16 protein-coding genes are annotated in these 17,754 nt (G+C 49.1%); 7 read left to right on the top strand and 9 right to left on the bottom strand.

Going from position 1 to position 17,754, the window contains the following annotated elements; translation table 11 throughout:
- The 9 genes from tssI to OGY07_RS14255 form a co-directional block, all read right to left on the bottom strand.
- On the bottom strand, positions 1–1,397 hold a 1,397-nt coding region (tssI, locus tag OGY07_RS14215), incomplete at its 3' end, for a type VI secretion system tip protein TssI/VgrG (RefSeq protein ID WP_286601303.1).
- Between the two features lie 17 nt (positions 1,398–1,414).
- The gene (locus tag OGY07_RS14220) at positions 1,415–1,699 is read right to left on the bottom strand and encodes a type VI secretion system PAAR protein (protein WP_200036071.1); all 285 of its coding nucleotides are present in this window, start codon (positions 1,697–1,699) and stop codon (positions 1,415–1,417) included.
- 142 nt (positions 1,700–1,841) lie between these two features.
- Entirely contained in the window at positions 1,842–2,795 is a 954-nt protein-coding gene (locus OGY07_RS14225; protein ID WP_286601872.1) for a hypothetical protein, read from the bottom strand.
- Positions 2,796–2,852: 57 nt separating this feature from the next.
- Entirely contained in the window at positions 2,853–4,478 is a 1,626-nt protein-coding gene (locus tag OGY07_RS14230) for a hypothetical protein (protein WP_286601305.1), read from the bottom strand.
- A 9-nt stretch (positions 4,479–4,487) separates the two neighbouring features.
- Complete coding sequence (locus OGY07_RS14235) at positions 4,488–5,327, bottom strand: DUF4123 domain-containing protein (protein WP_286601308.1); 840 nt, start codon at positions 5,325–5,327, stop codon at positions 4,488–4,490.
- Positions 5,327–7,288 carry a type VI secretion system Vgr family protein gene (locus tag OGY07_RS14240; RefSeq protein ID WP_286601311.1) on the bottom strand — a complete coding sequence of 654 codons (1,962 nt, stop codon included), beginning with the start codon at positions 7,286–7,288 and terminating at the stop codon, positions 5,327–5,329. The genes OGY07_RS14235 and OGY07_RS14240 overlap by 1 nt, the downstream gene beginning before the upstream one ends.
- A gap of 422 nt (positions 7,289–7,710) precedes the next feature.
- Positions 7,711–8,031: a hypothetical protein gene (locus OGY07_RS14245; RefSeq protein ID WP_200035737.1), complete on the bottom strand. Its 321-nt coding sequence runs from the start codon at positions 8,029–8,031 to the stop codon at positions 7,711–7,713.
- 46 nt (positions 8,032–8,077) lie between these two features.
- On the bottom strand, positions 8,078–8,806 hold the full coding sequence (locus OGY07_RS14250) for a peptidoglycan recognition protein family protein (RefSeq protein WP_211934919.1): 729 nt from the start codon (positions 8,804–8,806) through the stop codon (positions 8,078–8,080).
- A gap of 613 nt (positions 8,807–9,419) precedes the next feature.
- Positions 9,420–9,938: an Hcp family type VI secretion system effector gene (locus OGY07_RS14255; protein ID WP_042289720.1), complete on the bottom strand. Its 519-nt coding sequence runs from the start codon at positions 9,936–9,938 to the stop codon at positions 9,420–9,422.
- A gap of 698 nt (positions 9,939–10,636) precedes the next feature.
- Between OGY07_RS14255 and tssB the strand changes: the two genes are divergently transcribed.
- Genes tssB through tssJ form a run of 7 tightly spaced genes read left to right on the top strand, consistent with a single transcriptional unit; the run spans position 10,637 to position 17,753 of the window.
- On the top strand, positions 10,637–11,143 hold the full coding sequence (gene tssB, locus OGY07_RS14260; RefSeq protein WP_211934918.1) for a type VI secretion system contractile sheath small subunit: 507 nt from the start codon (positions 10,637–10,639) through the stop codon (positions 11,141–11,143).
- Positions 11,144–11,162: 19 nt separating this feature from the next.
- Positions 11,163–12,644 carry a type VI secretion system contractile sheath large subunit gene (gene tssC, locus OGY07_RS14265; protein WP_286601321.1) on the top strand — a complete coding sequence of 494 codons (1,482 nt, stop codon included), beginning with the start codon at positions 11,163–11,165 and terminating at the stop codon, positions 12,642–12,644.
- A gap of 8 nt (positions 12,645–12,652) precedes the next feature.
- Complete coding sequence (gene tssE, locus OGY07_RS14270; RefSeq protein WP_407208846.1) at positions 12,653–13,072, top strand: type VI secretion system baseplate subunit TssE; 420 nt, start codon at positions 12,653–12,655, stop codon at positions 13,070–13,072.
- A 5-nt stretch (positions 13,073–13,077) separates the two neighbouring features.
- Entirely contained in the window at positions 13,078–14,910 is a 1,833-nt protein-coding gene (tssF, locus tag OGY07_RS14275; RefSeq protein WP_286601334.1) for a type VI secretion system baseplate subunit TssF, read from the top strand.
- Positions 14,877–15,920: a type VI secretion system baseplate subunit TssG gene (gene tssG / locus OGY07_RS14280; RefSeq protein WP_286601336.1), complete on the top strand. Its 1,044-nt coding sequence runs from the start codon at positions 14,877–14,879 to the stop codon at positions 15,918–15,920. The genes tssF and tssG overlap by 34 nt, the downstream gene beginning before the upstream one ends.
- Positions 15,921–15,936: 16 nt before the next feature.
- Positions 15,937–17,223: a type VI secretion system-associated FHA domain protein TagH gene (gene tagH, locus OGY07_RS14285; protein ID WP_286601338.1), complete on the top strand. Its 1,287-nt coding sequence runs from the start codon at positions 15,937–15,939 to the stop codon at positions 17,221–17,223.
- Positions 17,224–17,246: 23 nt separating this feature from the next.
- The gene (tssJ, locus tag OGY07_RS14290; protein WP_374197234.1) at positions 17,247–17,753 is read left to right on the top strand and encodes a type VI secretion system lipoprotein TssJ; all 507 of its coding nucleotides are present in this window, start codon (positions 17,247–17,249) and stop codon (positions 17,751–17,753) included.
- Position 17,754: the final 1 nt, after the last annotated feature.

Here is a 17,754-nt window from a genome sequence, read left to right on the forward strand (position 1 = left end):
GTCTTCGTGCCCGGCAGACTGCCCGGCGAGCGGTTGTCCTGGTGGTAGGTTCTTCCCATGATGATGGGCTGGTCCGGGTCACCGTTCAGGAAGTCCACAATAACCTCTTGGCCCACGCGCGGAATGGCGAGGTTGCCGAACCCTGTTCCCGCCCATGCCTGCGACACCCGCACCCAGCACGAGCTGTCCTCGTTTCCCGGACAGTAACGGTCCCAGTGAAAGCGTACCCGCACCCGGCCATGTTCATCGCAGAAGATTTCCTCCCCGGCCGGGCCGGTGACGATGGCGCTCTGGGGGCCGTCCACGGAGGGCTTCGGCAGGGGAGGGACACGCCATGTTCTGTCGGCAGGGATAGCCTCAAAGTGGTTATCCAGCGTGGTGCCTTCGCCTTGGCTGCCGTGCAGCGCCTGAGGCTGATTGCCGGTCAGCATACAGCTCACCACCTGCCACTCCCGGTTCAGCGTCTCTGAAGGATGTTCCGTCAGCGTGAAGCGTTTCCCCGGCCACAGTTTCGGCGAGTTGCTGATACAAGTCGCAGTCTCCGTATCGTGCCGCCAGCCCTCAATCTGGTAGCGGGCAAAGTTCTGTCCGTGCGATTCGTCCTTGAAGCGGCCCGGATAATCGAAGATTTCATACTGCGTGAGCTGGCCGTTCAGGTTCTCGGCCGCACGGTTGTAGTAGCCCGGCCAGCCGGGTGTTTTGAAGGTGTAGTCCTGGGTTTCGACGGAGGAAGGACCGGTGCGCGCCCGGTAACGAAAGCTGCTGATGCATTCCGTGGCGACTTCCGTACTGGTGTTCGGGTTGAAAGGTATTTCCCCCAGAGAGGATACCCCGGCCACATCATCACACAGTACCAGCTTCTGCTCCGGCCCTTCCGGGGCGTTCCAGTCAAAGTAAAAGATACCCTCTTCCGACCACAGGCGGGTCAGAAAGGCGAGGTCGGTTTCGCCGTACTGAACGCAGAACTCACGCGCCGGATGTGATTCATAAAACACCGGGGTCCACTCCGTCACACCATTTTCATTCAATAAGGTGGAGGAGATGGCCTGGATATCCTGTTGCTGGAAGATACGGAAGTTCTGCCGCAGGCCACAGCGCCAGAGGGGAGGGACGATGACCAGGTGATAACGCATCTGCCAATGGTTGTTTTCCCCCAGGGTGACCTCATTGATGATGCCGCTGACATAACGCTGGGCCAGCATGCCCTGCCAGATGGTCAGTACGGCGTTTTTTTCCAGAAAATCGGTTGCCACGAGGTCAGGAAGACCGCTGGCGATATCCACTTCCAGAACAAAGGGAGTGGAATGGCACTGGTAAAGGCTGAAGCCCACCACTGCTGTGGCTGTCGCCATCAGCCCGTCCACTTCCAGCGTAAAGCGCAGTCCTTTTGATGACATATAACCTCCCTGATATCTCAGCCAATATTAACTGTGCCAGTACCAATAATCAGGCCACCGCAGTCAATGGCATCACCGGTTCTGGCGGCAGGCAGGCCGTCAATAAATACGGTGCCTGAACCACTGGCTATTTTTCGTGGATGAGGAGGATGTTTGGGTTTGTCGTGAGGCGTCAGCGGATCACCCATACGGGCAGCGGGGAGTCCGTCGATAAATACCGTGGGGGAACCTGCTGTAATAACGGTTTCGTGATAACCATCATGCTGAGTTCCCTTATCTGATAGTTTAGCGGCTGGCGGCATAATGTTTTCCGGTGATTTTATTAACTGGTGATAATTAGTTTTCATTTCAGTCGAAAGGAATATAGGTTTAATACTGATATGAAGCCTGTTTATAGGTTTTTTATCAAGTTGTTGATATAAAAATTAATCTGTATGAGTGATGTTAAGTAACCGGAACAAACCTCCCATTAATAAGCGAGAAAACGGGAGCATAAAATCCCATAAACTCCTCGCCATCTTTATCAGTATATTTATAAGTTAATGGGGAGTAGGTGGGCTCTGATTTATTATAGAACTGCACCATACGTCCTTTGTTCATGATTCGCACATCATAATCTTCCCATCGAATGGGGAGTATCCAGGCTTTTCCACCTTCGAGCTTATCTTTAGTATATTGTGATAATAGTATTTCATCTTCGCTGTCGCCGGTTGTCGCAGACCAGGCTTTCAGCGCTGTCTTGTCATAGGCCTTCAGGCGGTTTCGATCCCGGCTGTTGATAATTTCCGCCATCTTGCTGTAGGCTGCCCGCAATTTTTGCATCTGCTCGCTGCTGCCAGTAAAAGGTTCAGCTTTTACCCATGCCCAGTCCGGAATACCGCTTACCGTTACTTTCTGTGTAAACCGGTAGAGTTCCATCCCCTGTGGAAAATAGGTGCTATCAAAATAATCGGGATCGATATGCCCGGAGGTGACCTGCTCCGCCAGAATTCTGGTTCGGGTGACGGGATGTGAACTGTCAGGCTGTGCTTCAGGTAAACCCTGTGGACTGATGGACACTTTTATTGATGAAAGCGTCTGTTTTTCCTCTCCGTTAAACCGCACCAGCTCCAGACTGCAAGCGGATTGTGGAGCAAAGTGCCCCCTTTCTTCCGGGGAGAGGGGCTTATCAGAAAACCAGCCCAGCGCGCCAATCTCCAGGCTGATTTCATTTTCGCCGTTTTCCATCAGCATTAAGGCGTTGGTGCTGGAAATTCCGCCGCCACGTCCGCGCCAGGCGGAATCACGGTTGCTGAATCCGGTAACGCCATTAGTCTTAATGGCGCAGTAAGCCTGCTGGATATTAAACAGGCTACGCAGTTTCTGCGGCTGACTACCGGCGAAGACTGTTAATGACATAATACCTCCTGTTAATATGATTGCCGGAATGATATATTTCATTTTCATGTTTCTTCCTCAGTTTTGTGGAATTCCGTTATATCCAGTTTTATCTTCATCGTTTTTATTCCAGTTCGGGTTGGAACCCATCGCCCACGGTTCAAAATAGACAGGAGGAGTAATCACAGGATGAGAGATAACACGTTCTTTACCATATAAATTAATACGTAAAGGCGAGTCTTCAGTTTTTAAAGGGGAAGATAATTGCCACTCTTCTTCAATGTTATTATTTTTTTTAGATAGCAGTTTGCTTTCCTTTTTGTTACCTACTTTATATCCTACATCAGCAGTAAATTTAAACGTTCCCTTAATTCCGTCATGATACAGAACCAGATCCATACCATTATCATGTTCGTCCAGAGCAAAACCTGCCGTTGCACCGATAGTACCTTCCGCCTCTGCTTTTAGCTCCACCACAAAAACTTCGGCTTCAAAGGTGGCACTTACCACACCTTTTACACCTAAATATAACTGATTTTCCTTAAGAACTTTGAATGTCCATTTATCATCTTTTTTGCTGTATGCTGCCCCGATATTTAAATTAACTCCAGGAGCTACTTCTATATAACACTCTACACTGGTGCCGTGTTTTTTGAGATAGGCTCGGCATCGCCCAACTAAACTATCGATTTTACAATAGGCGCAGATAAACTGAATAATATCAAATTTTAGCTTTGCTTCCAGAAAGGGCTTCCCATACAATCCAAAATAATGGCATGGGCCTTCTTTTACATCGGTATACTGGTAAGCATAAGACACGCCGATTTTTAGCGGTTCTGCATTAAATGAAAATACAGAGTATTCTCGCGTCTTGTTTCTGCTTTCTGGATCAGGGGCAAAATAGGTATTAAGATTATCAACTAACCGATCGGCCCTGTTTAATTGCTCAAGTGCTTTGGTTTTGCGCAGTTTTTTGATTTCTTCCGCATACTTATGTGAATATTCCACATTGCAAATTTTTAATCCGAAATCTACATTCAGCGCACTTTTGTTCATGAACTCAAACTGATCTGTTTTATATGTCCATCCGTCACGTAATTTATTTTTATTTTTGGGCTGAGTATTATCCATGGCTTGCCGGGATTTTATCTGCTCATCACGCCGTTCTTTGATCGTTCGTTCTCTTTTCGATGAAATAAGATCGTAGCTTAATCCGACAGTAAAACGTATTTCTATGGTAGGGTAGACATCAATTTCAACATACCTTCCGCATTCGTAGCATCCATTTGCCACAACCGTATAATGAGCCGGTTCATCAAAAACGTCTCCTGGCTGAGTAATTGAGCTGAGATATTCCCATGGGCTGCCGAATGCCTCTAATATACTTAACCCATTTTTTTCACCACCGTGGTAAAGTTTTACTTTATTTGGCTTTCCATCAGAGGTTAATGAGTGAGACGTTCCATCCTTATGCTCTTCCAGCCACGCCTCCGGGCACCCGCTTTTATCGCATTTACTCTTAATAGTTATGGTTCCATCACATCCTTCGCCTTCATCCAGCAGGTCAAAGTGGACTGCGCCCTCTCTGGACCAGACATGATGTTCTTTATTTTCAGGAAAATCAGTAATCACATCCATCAGGCATGGATCAGGAATACCGCATTCCACGCAGGCGTTGCCGGCAGTCGATGATGGTTTTGACATAATATTTCCTTACTGAGGGATAAATCCCAGTTCCTGTAGAAGCAATGATTCAACCTGACGATGTATTGCCGTTTCATTATTATTTAATATATTAATCCACTTATCTGGAATATCTGCATTATCATAAATTTCATTTTCCAGAAGTAAATATATTAAGCCTCTGATAGATCTATCGTCAGTTATATTTAGTGACTGACAGAAATAGAAATAATTCTCAGCACAATGACAGATTTGATCCAACTTCTCAGGAGGTAATGAGGATTTTTTTATATAATAATTGTGTATATATAATTCTAGTGTTTTTATATAATTTTTTTGTGCCTGTCTGTTCAGCAGGTCATATTGTCGCTGGGTGAAGGTCAGTATCGCATTGTTTTTACCCGTAATATTTCTTTTTCCTGATTGACGGAGTTTAAAAAAATCCTCTTCCCGCCTTTCTTCTGGATATTGTGTAATTATTTTGCTGACAGGTTCAATGAATTTGTAGAGTTCAAAAGGCGTCATTACATTAACCAGTGCCCAGATATTACGGGGGTCATAAAACCGAAATAACACTGGCTTACTCTGTTCTGGTATGCTTGCCCACAGATAACGACGGAAATGTTGTACTAACAAATGAATTTTGTTATATGAATAAAAATATATCCCCCAGGGCGTTTCTTTTGTATCCAGCCAACTGGCTACTTTCGGTGTGACCTCCAGCAAGTAAGGTAATATCGCGGCCAGGTCTGACTGGACTGGCGGCGGAAACAGGCAACAGTGTGGCGGATTATTTTGCTGCAAAAAATCCAGCAAATCTTCTTCCACTGCGCCATCTACAATAGCATATTGTACAGGAATAATTTCCATTAGTTTGAATCTTCCTTCGGGCAATGTGAAACAAATACGGTACCATTTCCCGCCGCGGCCTTAAGAATCATTGGGCGCATTGGCAGGATAACTTCGCCCGGGGTTCCGCCACCGTTAAGATTAATTTTCGTTCCCATGACATCCACACCTCCCGCATGTATCACTACAAACGAACTGCCCACCCGCAGGCTGATTTTGCTGTCGCTCTGCAAAACAATATCACCCTGTACGCTGATACCCAGCGCACCGCTTATTTTCTGTGCCAGGTCGCCTTTGACTTCCAGACCATAATTACCCTCAACCAGAGTGATATGATCCTTTGTTGTTTTATGATCCTGTTTCCCTTCTACAGTAACCTTTCTGTCATTCGCCACGACCAGTGATTCATCATGACCAATACTGACAGTGCGGTCATAATTAACCCGTACATCCTTACTATTCAGTACTTTCACCTGCATATTTTTCTGCGCATGCAAAAAAATTTCTTCATTGTTTGTTGCATCGTCGAAGCGCAGTTCGTTAAAACCACTGCCTTTATAGGTTTTCGAGCGGATGGTCATCTGTGTCTTCGTGCCCGGCAGACTGCCCGGCGAGCGGTTGTCCTGGTGGTAGGTTCTTCCCATGATGATGGGCTGGTCCGGGTCGCCGTTCAGGAAGTCCACAATAACCTCCTGGCCCACGCGCGGAATGGCGAGGTTGCCAAATCCCGTACCCGCCCATGCCTGCGACACCCGTACCCAGCACGAGCTGTCCTCATTCCCCGGACAGTAACGGTCCCAGTGAAAGCGTACCCGCACTCGTCCATGTTCATCGCAGAAGATTTCCTCCCCGGCCGGGCCGGTGACGATGGCGCTCTGGGGGCCGTCTACGGAGGGCTTCGGCAGGGGAGGAACACGCCATGTTCTGTCGGCAGGGATAACCTCGAAACGATTGCTGAGAGTGGTTCCTGTTCCCTGACTGCCGTGCAGTGCCTGCGGCTGGTCTCCTGCCAGTACGCTACTCACAATCTGCCACTCTCTGTTCAGCGATACTGATGGATGTCCTGTCAGTGTAAAGCGCTTCCCTGGCCACATTTTTGGTGAGTTACTGTAACCTGTTGCTGTCTCTGCATTATGTCTCCGGCCCTCAATCTGGTAGCGGGCAAAGTTCTGTCCGTGGGATTCGTCCTTGAAACGTCCCGGATAATCGAAGATTTCATACTGTGTGAGCTGGCCGTTCAGATTCTCTCCGGCACGGCTGTAATAGCCAGGCCAGGCGGGCATTTTGAAGGTGTAATCCTGAATTTCGACGGATGAAGGCCGTATCTGCGCATGATACCTGAACTGGCTGATATGCTCGGTGGATGCCTCTGCCGTTGTATTCGGATTAAATGGCATGCCTCCCAATGACGACACTCCCGCCACATCATCACACAGTACCAGCTTTTGCTCCGGCCCTTGCGGGGCGTTCCAGTCAAAGTAAAAGATACCTTCCTCTGACCACAGGCGGGTCAGGAAGGCGAGGTCGGTTTCGCCGTACTGAACGCAGAACTCGCGCGCCGGATGTGATTCATAAAAAACCGGGGTCCACTCAGTGATGCCATTTTCAGTGAGCAGGGTGGAGGAGATGGCCTTGATATCCTGCTGCTGGAAGATACGGAAGTTCTGGCGTAAACCGCTTCTCCAGAGTGGTGGTGAGATAATTATATGGTACCCCATCTGCCAGTGATTGTTTTCACTGAGGGTTACGGCAGAAACAATACCGCTGATATAGCGTTGTGGCTCCATTCCCTGCCAGATTGTCAGCACCGCTTTTTTTTCAAGAAAATCGATTGCTGTCAGATCAGAAAGACCGCTGGCAATATCCACTTTTAGCTGGAAAGGTTTTGAGTAATGTTGAGTTAGTCGAAAACTGACCACCGCGGTGGTCATTTCCGGCAGTCCGTCCACTGCCAGAGTGAAACGTAGTCCTTTTATCGGCATATTACCTCCCTGATGGTGACAGGAAAAATGACTGCTCGCTGTTCAGCGGCTGTGACAGTACAGTGTTACGGTTGCGCGCAGTCCACAATACCCGTAAGGGCTGTCTGTCGTTGATTTGACTTATATCTCAAAAGTGTGAAACCAGTCGTTGGCACCGGATTTACTTGGAATCCTCTTGAAAATTAAGAAGAATAATATGATCTAATATATTAATCGTTCTATATGGTTCTTCTCCCTATGCTTTTTGTTTTATTATTGAATAGATGAATGAAAAATCTGATGATGTATGTTCTGTAAAATTAATCAATTTTATCAATGATTATACTGCAATTTATATTAATCTTTATATTTTAATCGGTTCGCTTTTGGTTGGTATATACTTTATGGACTCCGTTCGGGTTTGGAATAAATATCAGTGTCATTCACTCAGGGATGTAGAATCCATTGATAAGAAGTTTTTTCTTTATTTGTTTTCTACATTTGGGAATTTTGGTTCCATATCTCACCTGACAGTAATTATAAAATTCATTATATTCAATCTGAGTTAATGAGGTGTCCCTCAATATAACGGCAGGAGAAACAGGTATTTCAAAAATTAATTTTGATGATATAGTATGTTTAATGAAAAAGACTGGAACCCAAGGCGTATCGCCTTCTTCATAGTATGGTTGCTTATCTACTCCAATTAGGAAATATAAAAGAACAGGTAAAATAATGAAACCACACAATGAAGAAATACGCATGTGATATTTTCCTTAAGTATATTTGTTTTACATTTAACTAGCTATTTTATGGGGCGGTTAGCTTAAACTTTGCTCTGAGATTAGCCGCAATCTGCAGTCCATAAGTTCCCGGACAAGATCGACCTAAGTCATTCAAAGAAGCAAATTCCCTATGTCCTCCTAATTGCGTGATCGGGAAAAATTTTATAAGAGTTTTAACTAAAACATCAATAGATGCTTTCTGTTTAGTGGTTGGTATGTCAAAGGATGAATCCCAGTCATCCTTTATTTGCCCGGTAAACTCACTTAATGAGCCCCATCGGGAGGGGCCATATTGTGAAGCTTCACCTGGTAAGCTAAAGTCTGATAAAAAAACTATACCAATTTTTCCTGTATTTGCGCCTTTTAGATGAGCACCCTTTTCTCTTATATCCAGAGCTTCATAAATTACACCTGTGCAATCTATCGCATAATGATAACTTAAGTGATTAAAATTTTTAATGTCGGTTTTTTCTGCCTGACGCATTTTAACGTCCCCATCCTTATCACAGGAATAACTATTTCCAGCATGATGTATCACAATTGCGGGATAGTTCCAGTCTTCGCCATCTGTTCCTGGGGCATTTTTTGCCTTCCAGTCACTTCGTTTTCTGACAGTTATTCCAGCTTCCTGCAAGTCAGAAAATATGGATTCTCTTACCCTGGCTTTGTTTTCACGTTCTTTTATGGACTTTGATATTGCATCAAGCCCTGCATGAATTAACTCTTCAGTTACTTTATAATAATCGTTTTCCATAGTTAGACCGTTTGTATGTTATTGATAACTAAAAATACATGGGAATATTATTATAACTCTAATTAACGCATTGATTTTCTTGTAAACTATCTCAAAATGTCGCTGTGCAAGAAGTATGCTTTTAATACTCACCCTGCAACATCAGCACGGACATAAGTTTGCGGGTGTGATTTTTATCTTGTGTGGTCTAAACGGTTTTCTGTATAGAACGTTGTTTGGTAAGATATAGTGATGTTATGAGAAGTATTGTTCAGTCCGATTGATGATTCGTTTTATTTAGCGATTGCCTGGTACGCATAAACCCTGGCTGGTTTTCCTTTAACTGCCCAATTATTCGGCACAGCTATTTATCCCACTTCAGGTGTAGAGCTCAGTTCTTTTTAGTACATATAACCTCCCTGATGGTGACAGGAAAAAAGACAGCCAGCGGTTCAGCGGCTGTGACAGTACAGTGTTACGCTTGTGTTCAGGCACGCTACCGCCGAAGTTTCCGGCGTCCGCCATCTCCCATGAAAAATGTAACCCCTTACTGACAGCCCTTTTACAACGGCTCAAAACAAAAACAGCACCCTGCCCGTCAGGACAGAATGCTGTTAATTCACATAAACCACATTTACGCTTCCAGCGGCGCACGCCAGTCGTCAGCGCCAGAGGTGCCGGACTTGATGTGCTCCCACTCAACTTTACGGTACGCCAGCGAGACGGCGAGCAACTGGGTGAATTCACGCTGTGTCGGATCCTGGCAGTGCGGCATATGCAGGTTCATATCCACAATCGTCGCGTCTGTCAGACGGGTGGTGAAGTAGTGCTCCTGTTTACCTTCCACAGACGTACGCCACCAGTGCAGTTCAACTTTCGGCAGCATTTCACCGGACGCCAGCGCGTTGTACAGCAGCGGAACGGCTTTGTTCAGCGCCACGGTAAAAATGAACGGTTTGTGCGCACGCTGACCGGCTGGCTGACCAGACTGTGGGTCGGTAGGCACGGTGACGTTGTGCAAAAACTCCTGCACCAGCATTTCGTCTTCGTGGCCCTGCACATAGATGTTACCGACAGAATCGGCAGTGAATGCGCCTGCGGTGATATTGCCCTGGGTTTGGCCTGTTATTGAAATGTAACATGGAGTTGGCATTTATAGTGCTCCTTGTGAGTGTTATTAACAACTATTTCCAGTGGTCTGCCGTCAACTCCCGACAGGCCGATAATAATGCGGCTCACTCCGGGAGTCGCATCATGCTTCGGTATCCGGTTTACGGATAAACCTGATATGTGGCACCCCAAACATAACGGTTTAAAATCTCTGAATGTCTTTTTAATTTAAACTTAATATATTGGCAGACAACCAGATAGATTTATCTCGCATGTGTTTTTTATCTATTTTGAAGATGTCCTTTTATCATGAATAATATTATATCCATCTCATTTGTTATTTTTCTTGAGAAAAATCTGTTAGATATTCCTTAAATTATTTCGTTTTTCTCATTTATAAAATTGATATATAGGATTCCGTTATAATTATTACTCGTGGATATTTGTCAAATGCTTTAAAATCAGTGCGTTATTGAGTTTTTTGTGAATGCGGTTCACCTTCCATTTTCCGCCGATGACGTGCATTCAGCCTTATGCCATCGTACTGGGTGGCAAAATCATACCCCTGTTTCATTAGAAGAAAAAGATCTTTTAAATTTTATCGCTCAGCGTAAAATGCAGAATTGGGAAGGGTGTGAAATTCATCTTTTACTGCCACGGTAACGGCATTACCAGTAATTCTTTTACAGTAACGAGCATGCTGTGTTCATGGCGCGAACAATAACCTGATGGACTATTTTTATGAGCAGCAGAAAAAATGACAGCAGTGGCAGTATTGCCCCGAAAGAACGTGTAAATATAAGGTTTCAGCCGAAAACGGGAAATCAGATAGCAGAAGTGGAATTGCCACTTAATTTATTAGTAACCGGCAATCTGACGGGGGGTACAGACGACACACCGCTGGATGAACGCCAGCCGGTTGCCATTAATCGTAACAATTTTAACGCCGTGCTGGATCAGGCGGGTATCGGGCGTGATTTTACGGTGCCCTCTGCGCTTAGCGAAACCCCTGATGCGCGCATGAACGTCAACCTGAAAGTAAAATCGCTGGCCGATCTGTTACCGGACAATGTGGCTGCCCAGGTGCCGGAGATGCGCAAAATGCTGGAGCTGCGCGAAGCGCTGGTGGCTCTGCGGGGGCCAATGGGCAATATGCCAGCCTTCCGTGCGCAACTTCAGGCACTGCTTGCTGACGAAAAGAGCCGCGAGCAACTGATTGCAGAGCTGGGCCTCGTGGGCCGGAAATAACTTGTACAAGGATTTCAGTATGTCAGAAACTACCTTACCGGAAGCGCTCGCTTCCACTGCACCGGTCGCCACGCCCAGCCTGCTGGATGAGATTATGGCGCAGACGCGTTTTAAACCTGCGTCAGAAAGCTACGATATCGCCCGTCAGGGCGTGACTGCCTTTATCACCGCATTGTTGCAGGATGATGAGGCAGAGTCTGTCGATATCCTGGCTGTCAACGGCATGATTGCCGATATTGATGCGCGCATGGGACGCCAGATGGATCTGATCCTCCATGCCCCGGAATTTCAGGAACTGGAGTCGTTCCTGCGTTCACTGAAACTGCTGGTTGATCATGCCGATCCGCGTGAAAATATCAAAATTCACATCATGCACGCCACTAAGGAAGAGTTGCTGGATGATTTTGAATTTTCACCAGAAATCACCCAGTCAGGGTTCTACCAGCACGTCTATTCCAGCGGTTTTGGCCAGTTTGGCGGTGAGCCGTTTGCCGCAGTGGTTGGTAACTACGCATTCGAGAATACCGCTGCTGACATGAAGTTGCTGAAATACATCAGCGCCGTCAGCGCAATGGCGCATTGCCCGTTCCTGTCTTCCGTATCGCCGGAGTTCTTTGGTCTGGATTCGTTTACCGAACTTCCCGGCATTAAGGATGTCTCCGCCATTTTTGAAGGCCCGGCTTACACCAAATGGCGTTCGCTGCGCGAGTCTGAAGATTCCCGCAATCTGGGTCTGACGGCACCGCGTTTCCTGCTGCGTCATCCTTATGCGCCGGATGAAAATCCGGTCAAGAGCTTTAACTATCATGAGGATGTCAGCAAAAATCACGAGCATTATCTGTGGGGGAATACGGCGTTTCTTCTGGCGGCGAACATGGCCGAAAGTTTCATGTCCACCAGATGGTGCCCAAATATCGTCGGTCCGCAAAGCGGTGGCGCGGTAAAAGATTTGCCGGTGCATTTATATGAAGCAATGGGTCAGCTTCAGGCCAAAGTTCCGACTGAAATTCTCATTACCGACAGGCGTGAATATGAGCTGGCAGAGCAGGGCTTTATTACCCTGACAATGCGAAAAGGCTCTGATAATGCAGCGTTTTTCTCCGCCAACTCGGTTCAGAAACCAAAAGTTTTCCCTAACACTGTGGAAGGGAAAGAGGCCGAAACCAACTACAAACTCGGTACGCAGCTTCCCTATCTTTTCATCATTAACAGGCTGGCGCATTACATCAAAGTGCTGCAACGCGAGCAGCTTGGCTCATGGAAAGAAAGGGGCGATCTGGAGCGTGAGCTGAATGGCTGGATTCGCCAGTACGTAGCCGACCAGGAAAACCCGCCTTCTGACGTGCGCAGCCGTAAACCGTTGCGTCAGGCGAAGATTGAAGTCTCTGATGTGGAAGGTGAACCAGGCTGGTATCAGGTGGCTTTGAGCGTCAGACCTCACTTCAAGTATATGGGGGCATCGTTTGAGTTATCACTGGTCGGACGTCTGGATAAAGAGTAGTCACTATGATAACGGAGCGGGAGTCTGGGAACAGCTTGTTTGAACGTATCGGGGAGGCGGCAAAACCGCCTTCACGCCAGCGCCCAAAGGCGGCGCTGCTGCATTCTGTACGCGATAACCTGCGCAATATCCTCAACACCCGTTCTGGTAGCTGTTATGGCTCACCGGAGCTGGGGATCGCTGATTTTAACGACAGGTCACCTGATCGCCAGAACATCCGGGAATGGACGGTTCAGGCAATTCAGAACTGTATTCTGCGTTACGAACCCCGGATATCGGATGTGGCGGTGACTGCTGCCACAGAGGATAGCCATGCGCCACTGGAACTGCGTTTTCATATTATGGCATATCTGGATTTCAGCGACAGGCAGGATGTTCTGGAGTTTGACATTCTGCTGGATAACCACCAGCACTGGTGCGTGGAGTAAAACTGATGGCCTTCGAAGAGCGTTATTACCGCGAAGAACTGGACTATCTGCGTCAACTGGGCAAACTTCTTGGTCGTGAAAAACCCCATCTAGCCCGTTTTGTGGCCGAGAAAGAGGGCGATCCTGATGTTGAACGCCTGATGGAGGCGTTTGCTTTCCTTTCCGGCGGGCTGCGGCAAAAGCTGGAGGATGAGTTCCCGGAGTTTACGCACAGCCTGATTAATATGCTGTGGCCCAATTATTTGCGTCCTGTGCCGTCAATGGCCGTGGTTGAATACAGCCCTGTTGCGACACAGTTTTCTGCGCCTGTTCAGGTTTGTCGTGATGAACTGATTTGCTCAGGCCCGGTTCGTGTGACGTCATCGGGACGTAAGATCCTGGCCGGGGATGATGTTACCCCGTCTCCTGCCTGCCATTTTACCCTGGCACGTAATGTCTGGCTGCAACCGTTACATATCCGCGATGTACGTAACACCAGCACGCTGAAAAAAGGGTACATTGACATTGATTTTTTCACCGAAGGTAGCGTTTCTCCCGACACACTGGATCTGAACAAGCTCACTTTCTGGCTGGGAAACGGAGATGACTATACCCGCCAGCAGCTTTATTTATGGTTCAGTGAGCGGTTAATGGATGCGGAACTGGTGGCCGGAGAGCGGCGCATTCCACTACCGGATTTATGGCTGGATGCTGCCGGGTTTGAACGGGAAGATGCGTTGCTGCCGTGGCCGAAAAACGTCCATAGCGGCTACCGGGTGCTTCAGGAGTATTTTTGCTACCCGGAGAGTTTTTTCTTCTTTCATTTGCAGGGGGCCACGTCGCTACCGGCAGATTTCCCGATCGGCGCGTTTACACTGCGTCTGCATTTTAATCTGCCATTGCCTGTGGATATCAAGCTTCGCAAAGATTCACTGCGCCTGTACTGTACGCCGGTGGTGAATTTGTTCACCCACCATTCTGAGCCTGTCAGGCCGGACGACAGTTCACCACAATATGCGTTACGGGCCAGTCAACAGAACCCGGAACACTATGATGTTTTCCAGGTGAAGACGGTTTCCAGTAAGGTTGCAGCATCAGATAAAACTCCTGGTCCTGATGAAGCAATACATATCTGGCCTGAGTTTGAAGGGTTTCAGCATCAGATCGAATACAGCCGTCAGCGTGAAGTCGTCTACTGGCATCACCGCACCAGAACCTCCCTGTTCCATCGTGGTCTGGATCACGCTATTGCCTTTGTTCACGCCGATGGCAGTCTGCCCGATTCTTCCCGGCTGAGCGGCGAAGTATTCACCGCCTCGCTGGTCTGCACCAACCGGATGTTACCTGCGTCACTGCATACCGGCGATATTTGCGTGCCTGTCAATAAAAATCCGGCGGTGGCATCGTTTAGTAACGTCACGCGCCCGACCCGTCCGTTGTATCCGGTAACGGACGGCGATATGCACTGGTCGCTGATTTCCAGCATGAATCTGAACTATCTCTCGCTGCTGGATAGGGAGGCGCTGATTCAGGTGCTGCGCACCTTCGATATGCCGGGCATCCACCATCCGCAGCAGGCACGGCTCTCCTCGCAGAAGCTCGACGCCATCGAAAAAATGGAATCCCACCCGGTGGACCGCCTGTTTAAGGGCGTGCCGGTTCGCGGTCTGTCCACCACGCTGTGGATCAACCCCGCCCCCTTTGTCTGTGAAGGTGAAATTTACCTGCTGGGTACCGTGCTGTCGTACTTTTTCGCGTTGTACGCCAGCATTAATTCCTTCCACTGCCTCAGAATTATTAACACGGAAAGTCAGGAGTCCTGGGAATGGCAACACACAGGCCAGCACGCCCTGATGTAGGGGAAACGTCATCGCTCCCGGATGTGCGCGGGATGAATTTTTATGTGCTGATGGAGTTACTGTACCGCCGGTATGGTGGAGCAGACCGTGAGCCGTCCCTGCGCACTGAGCCAGAGCAGGAAGTGGCGCTGTTCAAATCTGATGCCAGCATTGCTTTTCCGGGCAGTGATCTGAGTACGCTTGAGCGCAACGATACCGGGCAGTTTATTCTGACCACTAAATTTCTGGGCTTCTCCGGCAGTCAGTCGCCATTGCCTGGCTACTATCTGGACCGGATGGCACGGGAATCCGCGCAGAATGAAGAGGGACTGAAAGCGTTCCTCGATTTGTTCAGTCACCGCTGGACGCAGTTTGCCTACCATGCCTGGCGCAAGTACCGCTATTACATCTGTTTTCGAAATGGCGGAACCGATGCGTTTTCTCAGCGGATGTATGCGCTGGTGGGCTTAGGCAACCAGAGCGTGCGTGACAGACTTGCCATCAATCACAGCAAGATGCTGGCTTACGCCGGAATACTGGCGACCCCCGGACGCTCACCGGATGTGGTATGCAATCTGGTCAGTCACTGCTTCGATTTGTCGGATGTCAGCATTGAGAGCTGGCAGTTACGTAAGGTGGCGATTGATCCTGCACAGCAGAACCGGCTGGGCGTACGTAATCCGAAACGGAAGACCGCCGGGTATGTGCCGGGCCGCTCGGTGATTGGCGTTAATTTTACACTTGGCGCCAGAGTACCGGATCGCAGCGGAAAATTTCTGCTGCGACTCGGCAATCTTTCTATGGTCCGTTACCTCTCCTTTTTACCGGAGGGTGAAAACCATCAGGCGTTGACCATGTTTATTTCCTTCCTGTTGCGCGATCAGTTTGCCTGGGATCTGCGACTCGATCTCGCGCCGGATCAGGCGAAGGGAATGCGGCTGGGTGATCGTTCCCGATCCTGTATCGGACGCACGGCGTTTATCGGCCAGCCGAAAATGCCGCCATCCGTCACTCTCCACATCAGGGATTAATTTTATGGAACCGCAAATGGCTGAGGAAAAAATACACGCTCCCGTACTTTCGCTGACGCTACAGGTGATGAACGGCAATGAACTGGAGAGCGGACGCGCCGCAAAATGTCTGTTTACCGCCGATGGCGGGGATATCGGCCACGCGCCTGCCTGTCACTGGTCAGTGCAGGACAGGGCGGGTTCCGTTGCCGGTCGCGCCTGCCAGGTGGTGATGCACGACGGCACATTCTGTCTGAAAAGCCTGGCGCCGGGACTGATGATTAATCTGGCGCCGGTGTCCACGGACGCCGGGCTGGTACGTCTGCGCCAGGGCGATGAAATTGTTCTGGGGGCGCTGGCGCTGAAGGTGTTTATTCACAATGGAAAGCTGGTCAGCTACGGCGAGCAGATGGCGGCACCGGAAACCATCGTCACCAACCGTGACCGTCTGGCGGACGCGCTGCTGACGACGGACGGCCAGCCTGCGTATCCGGGAATGCCCCGAATGCACCAGCTTGCGGATACCGTGGTCAACAGCTTTTCAGCCGATCCGCTCCAGGCACTGCGGACGGAAAGTCTGACGATGGCAGGTGATCCGCTTTCGGGGATCGTACCTTCACGCTCATCGGCTCCTGTTCAGGATGGCGTGATCGACACCCCGTTTATGGATCTGCCGCCGCTGTATTCCGATCAACAGGCCAGACAGGATGATGCGGCGTCCCCGGCAGACAGTGCGCAACTTCATCTTGCGGTGACCCCGCTGTTGCGCGGGCTGGGCGGCTCGCTTGCCGTGCGTAACTCACAGGATGCCGATGATTTTCTTGAGGAAGCGGGGCGGACGTTGCAGGCGGCGATAAAAGGGCTGCTTGAGCTGCAACAGCGTCGTAACAGCCTGTCGGACAAGCATTTACGACCGTTGGAAGATAACCCGCTGCGCCTGAATATGGATTACCCCACCGCGCTGGACGTGATGTTTGCTGACGGCAAAAGTCCGGTGCATCTGGCGGCACCCGCCGCCGTTGGCGAGAGTCTTCGTAATATCCGTCATCACGAAGACGCTAACCGCGCCGCGATTGTTGAATCACTGCGCGTGTTGCTGGATGCGTTCTCGCCGCAAAGCCTGATGCGCCGTTTTGTCCAGTACCGGCGCAGCCATGACCTGCGAAAGCCGCTTGATGATGCCGGTGCCTGGAAAATGTACTGTGATTACTACGACGAACTGGCCTCCAGCCGCCAGCAAGGATTCGAAATGCTGTTTAACGAGGTCTATGCCCAGGTGTATGACCGGGTACTGCGCGAGAAACAGCGGGAGCCGGAAGCATGACCGGGCGCTTTTTTCGTGCCTGCATGGTGATGTTGCTTTTCAGCCTCACCCTGACAGGCTGCGAAACGGTGAAAAAGCTCGGCCAGGTGATTAAGAACCCGGATATTCAGGTCGGGAAACTGGCGGATCAGTCATCGGAGGTGACGGTCACGTTACTGACCGAGCCTGACACGAATATTAATGCGGACGGTGAGGCGGCAGCGGTCGATGTGCAGCTTATTTATATGAGCGATGACTCGAAATTACAGGCCGCAGACTACGACACGGTTGCCAGCACGCCGCTGCCGGATGTGCTGGGCAAAAACTATATTGACCACCAGGATTTTAACCTGCTGCCGGACACGATGAAGACGTTGCCGCCGATAAAGCTGGATGAAAAAACGCAGTTTATTGGTGTTGTGGCGTATTTCTCCGATGACCTGGCCACCGAGTGGAAACAAACCGAACCGGTGGAAGGAACGGGTCATCACTACCGCCTGCTGGTGCATGTACGACAGGGCAGTATCGAAATGAAGAAAGAGGACAACTGAC

The sequence above is a fragment of the Citrobacter sp. Cs237 genome (assembly GCF_030332325.1).
Lineage (GTDB): Bacteria > Pseudomonadota > Gammaproteobacteria > Enterobacterales > Enterobacteriaceae > Citrobacter_A > Citrobacter_A sedlakii.

What these genes read in the sequence shown, in the direction of transcription:
- OGY07_RS14220 (WP_200036071.1), bottom strand. Translation starts at nt 1,699, where the DNA reads ATGCCGCCAGCCGCTAAACTATCAGATAAGGGAACTCAGCATGATGGT.
- OGY07_RS14225 (WP_286601872.1), bottom strand. Translation starts at nt 2,795, where the DNA reads ATGTCATTAACAGTCTTCGCCGGTAGTCAGCCGCAGAAACTGCGTAGC.
- OGY07_RS14230 (WP_286601305.1), bottom strand. Translation starts at nt 4,478, where the DNA reads ATGTCAAAACCATCATCGACTGCCGGCAACGCCTGCGTGGAATGCGGT.
- OGY07_RS14235 (WP_286601308.1), bottom strand. Translation starts at nt 5,327, where the DNA reads ATGGAAATTATTCCTGTACAATATGCTATTGTAGATGGCGCAGTGGAA.
- OGY07_RS14240 (WP_286601311.1), bottom strand. Translation starts at nt 7,288, where the DNA reads ATGCCGATAAAAGGACTACGTTTCACTCTGGCAGTGGACGGACTGCCG.
- OGY07_RS14245 (WP_200035737.1), bottom strand. Translation starts at nt 8,031, where the DNA reads ATGCGTATTTCTTCATTGTGTGGTTTCATTATTTTACCTGTTCTTTTA.
- OGY07_RS14250 (WP_211934919.1), bottom strand. Translation starts at nt 8,806, where the DNA reads ATGGAAAACGATTATTATAAAGTAACTGAAGAGTTAATTCATGCAGGG.
- OGY07_RS14255 (WP_042289720.1), bottom strand. Translation starts at nt 9,938, where the DNA reads ATGCCAACTCCATGTTACATTTCAATAACAGGCCAAACCCAGGGCAAT.
- tssB (WP_211934918.1), top strand. Translation starts at nt 10,637, where the DNA reads ATGAGCAGCAGAAAAAATGACAGCAGTGGCAGTATTGCCCCGAAAGAA.
- tssC (WP_286601321.1), top strand. Translation starts at nt 11,163, where the DNA reads ATGTCAGAAACTACCTTACCGGAAGCGCTCGCTTCCACTGCACCGGTC.
- tssF (WP_286601334.1), top strand. Translation starts at nt 13,078, where the DNA reads ATGGCCTTCGAAGAGCGTTATTACCGCGAAGAACTGGACTATCTGCGT.
- tssG (WP_286601336.1), top strand. Translation starts at nt 14,877, where the DNA reads ATGGCAACACACAGGCCAGCACGCCCTGATGTAGGGGAAACGTCATCG.
- tagH (WP_286601338.1), top strand. Translation starts at nt 15,937, where the DNA reads ATGGCTGAGGAAAAAATACACGCTCCCGTACTTTCGCTGACGCTACAG.
- tssJ (WP_374197234.1), top strand. Translation starts at nt 17,247, where the DNA reads ATGGTGATGTTGCTTTTCAGCCTCACCCTGACAGGCTGCGAAACGGTG.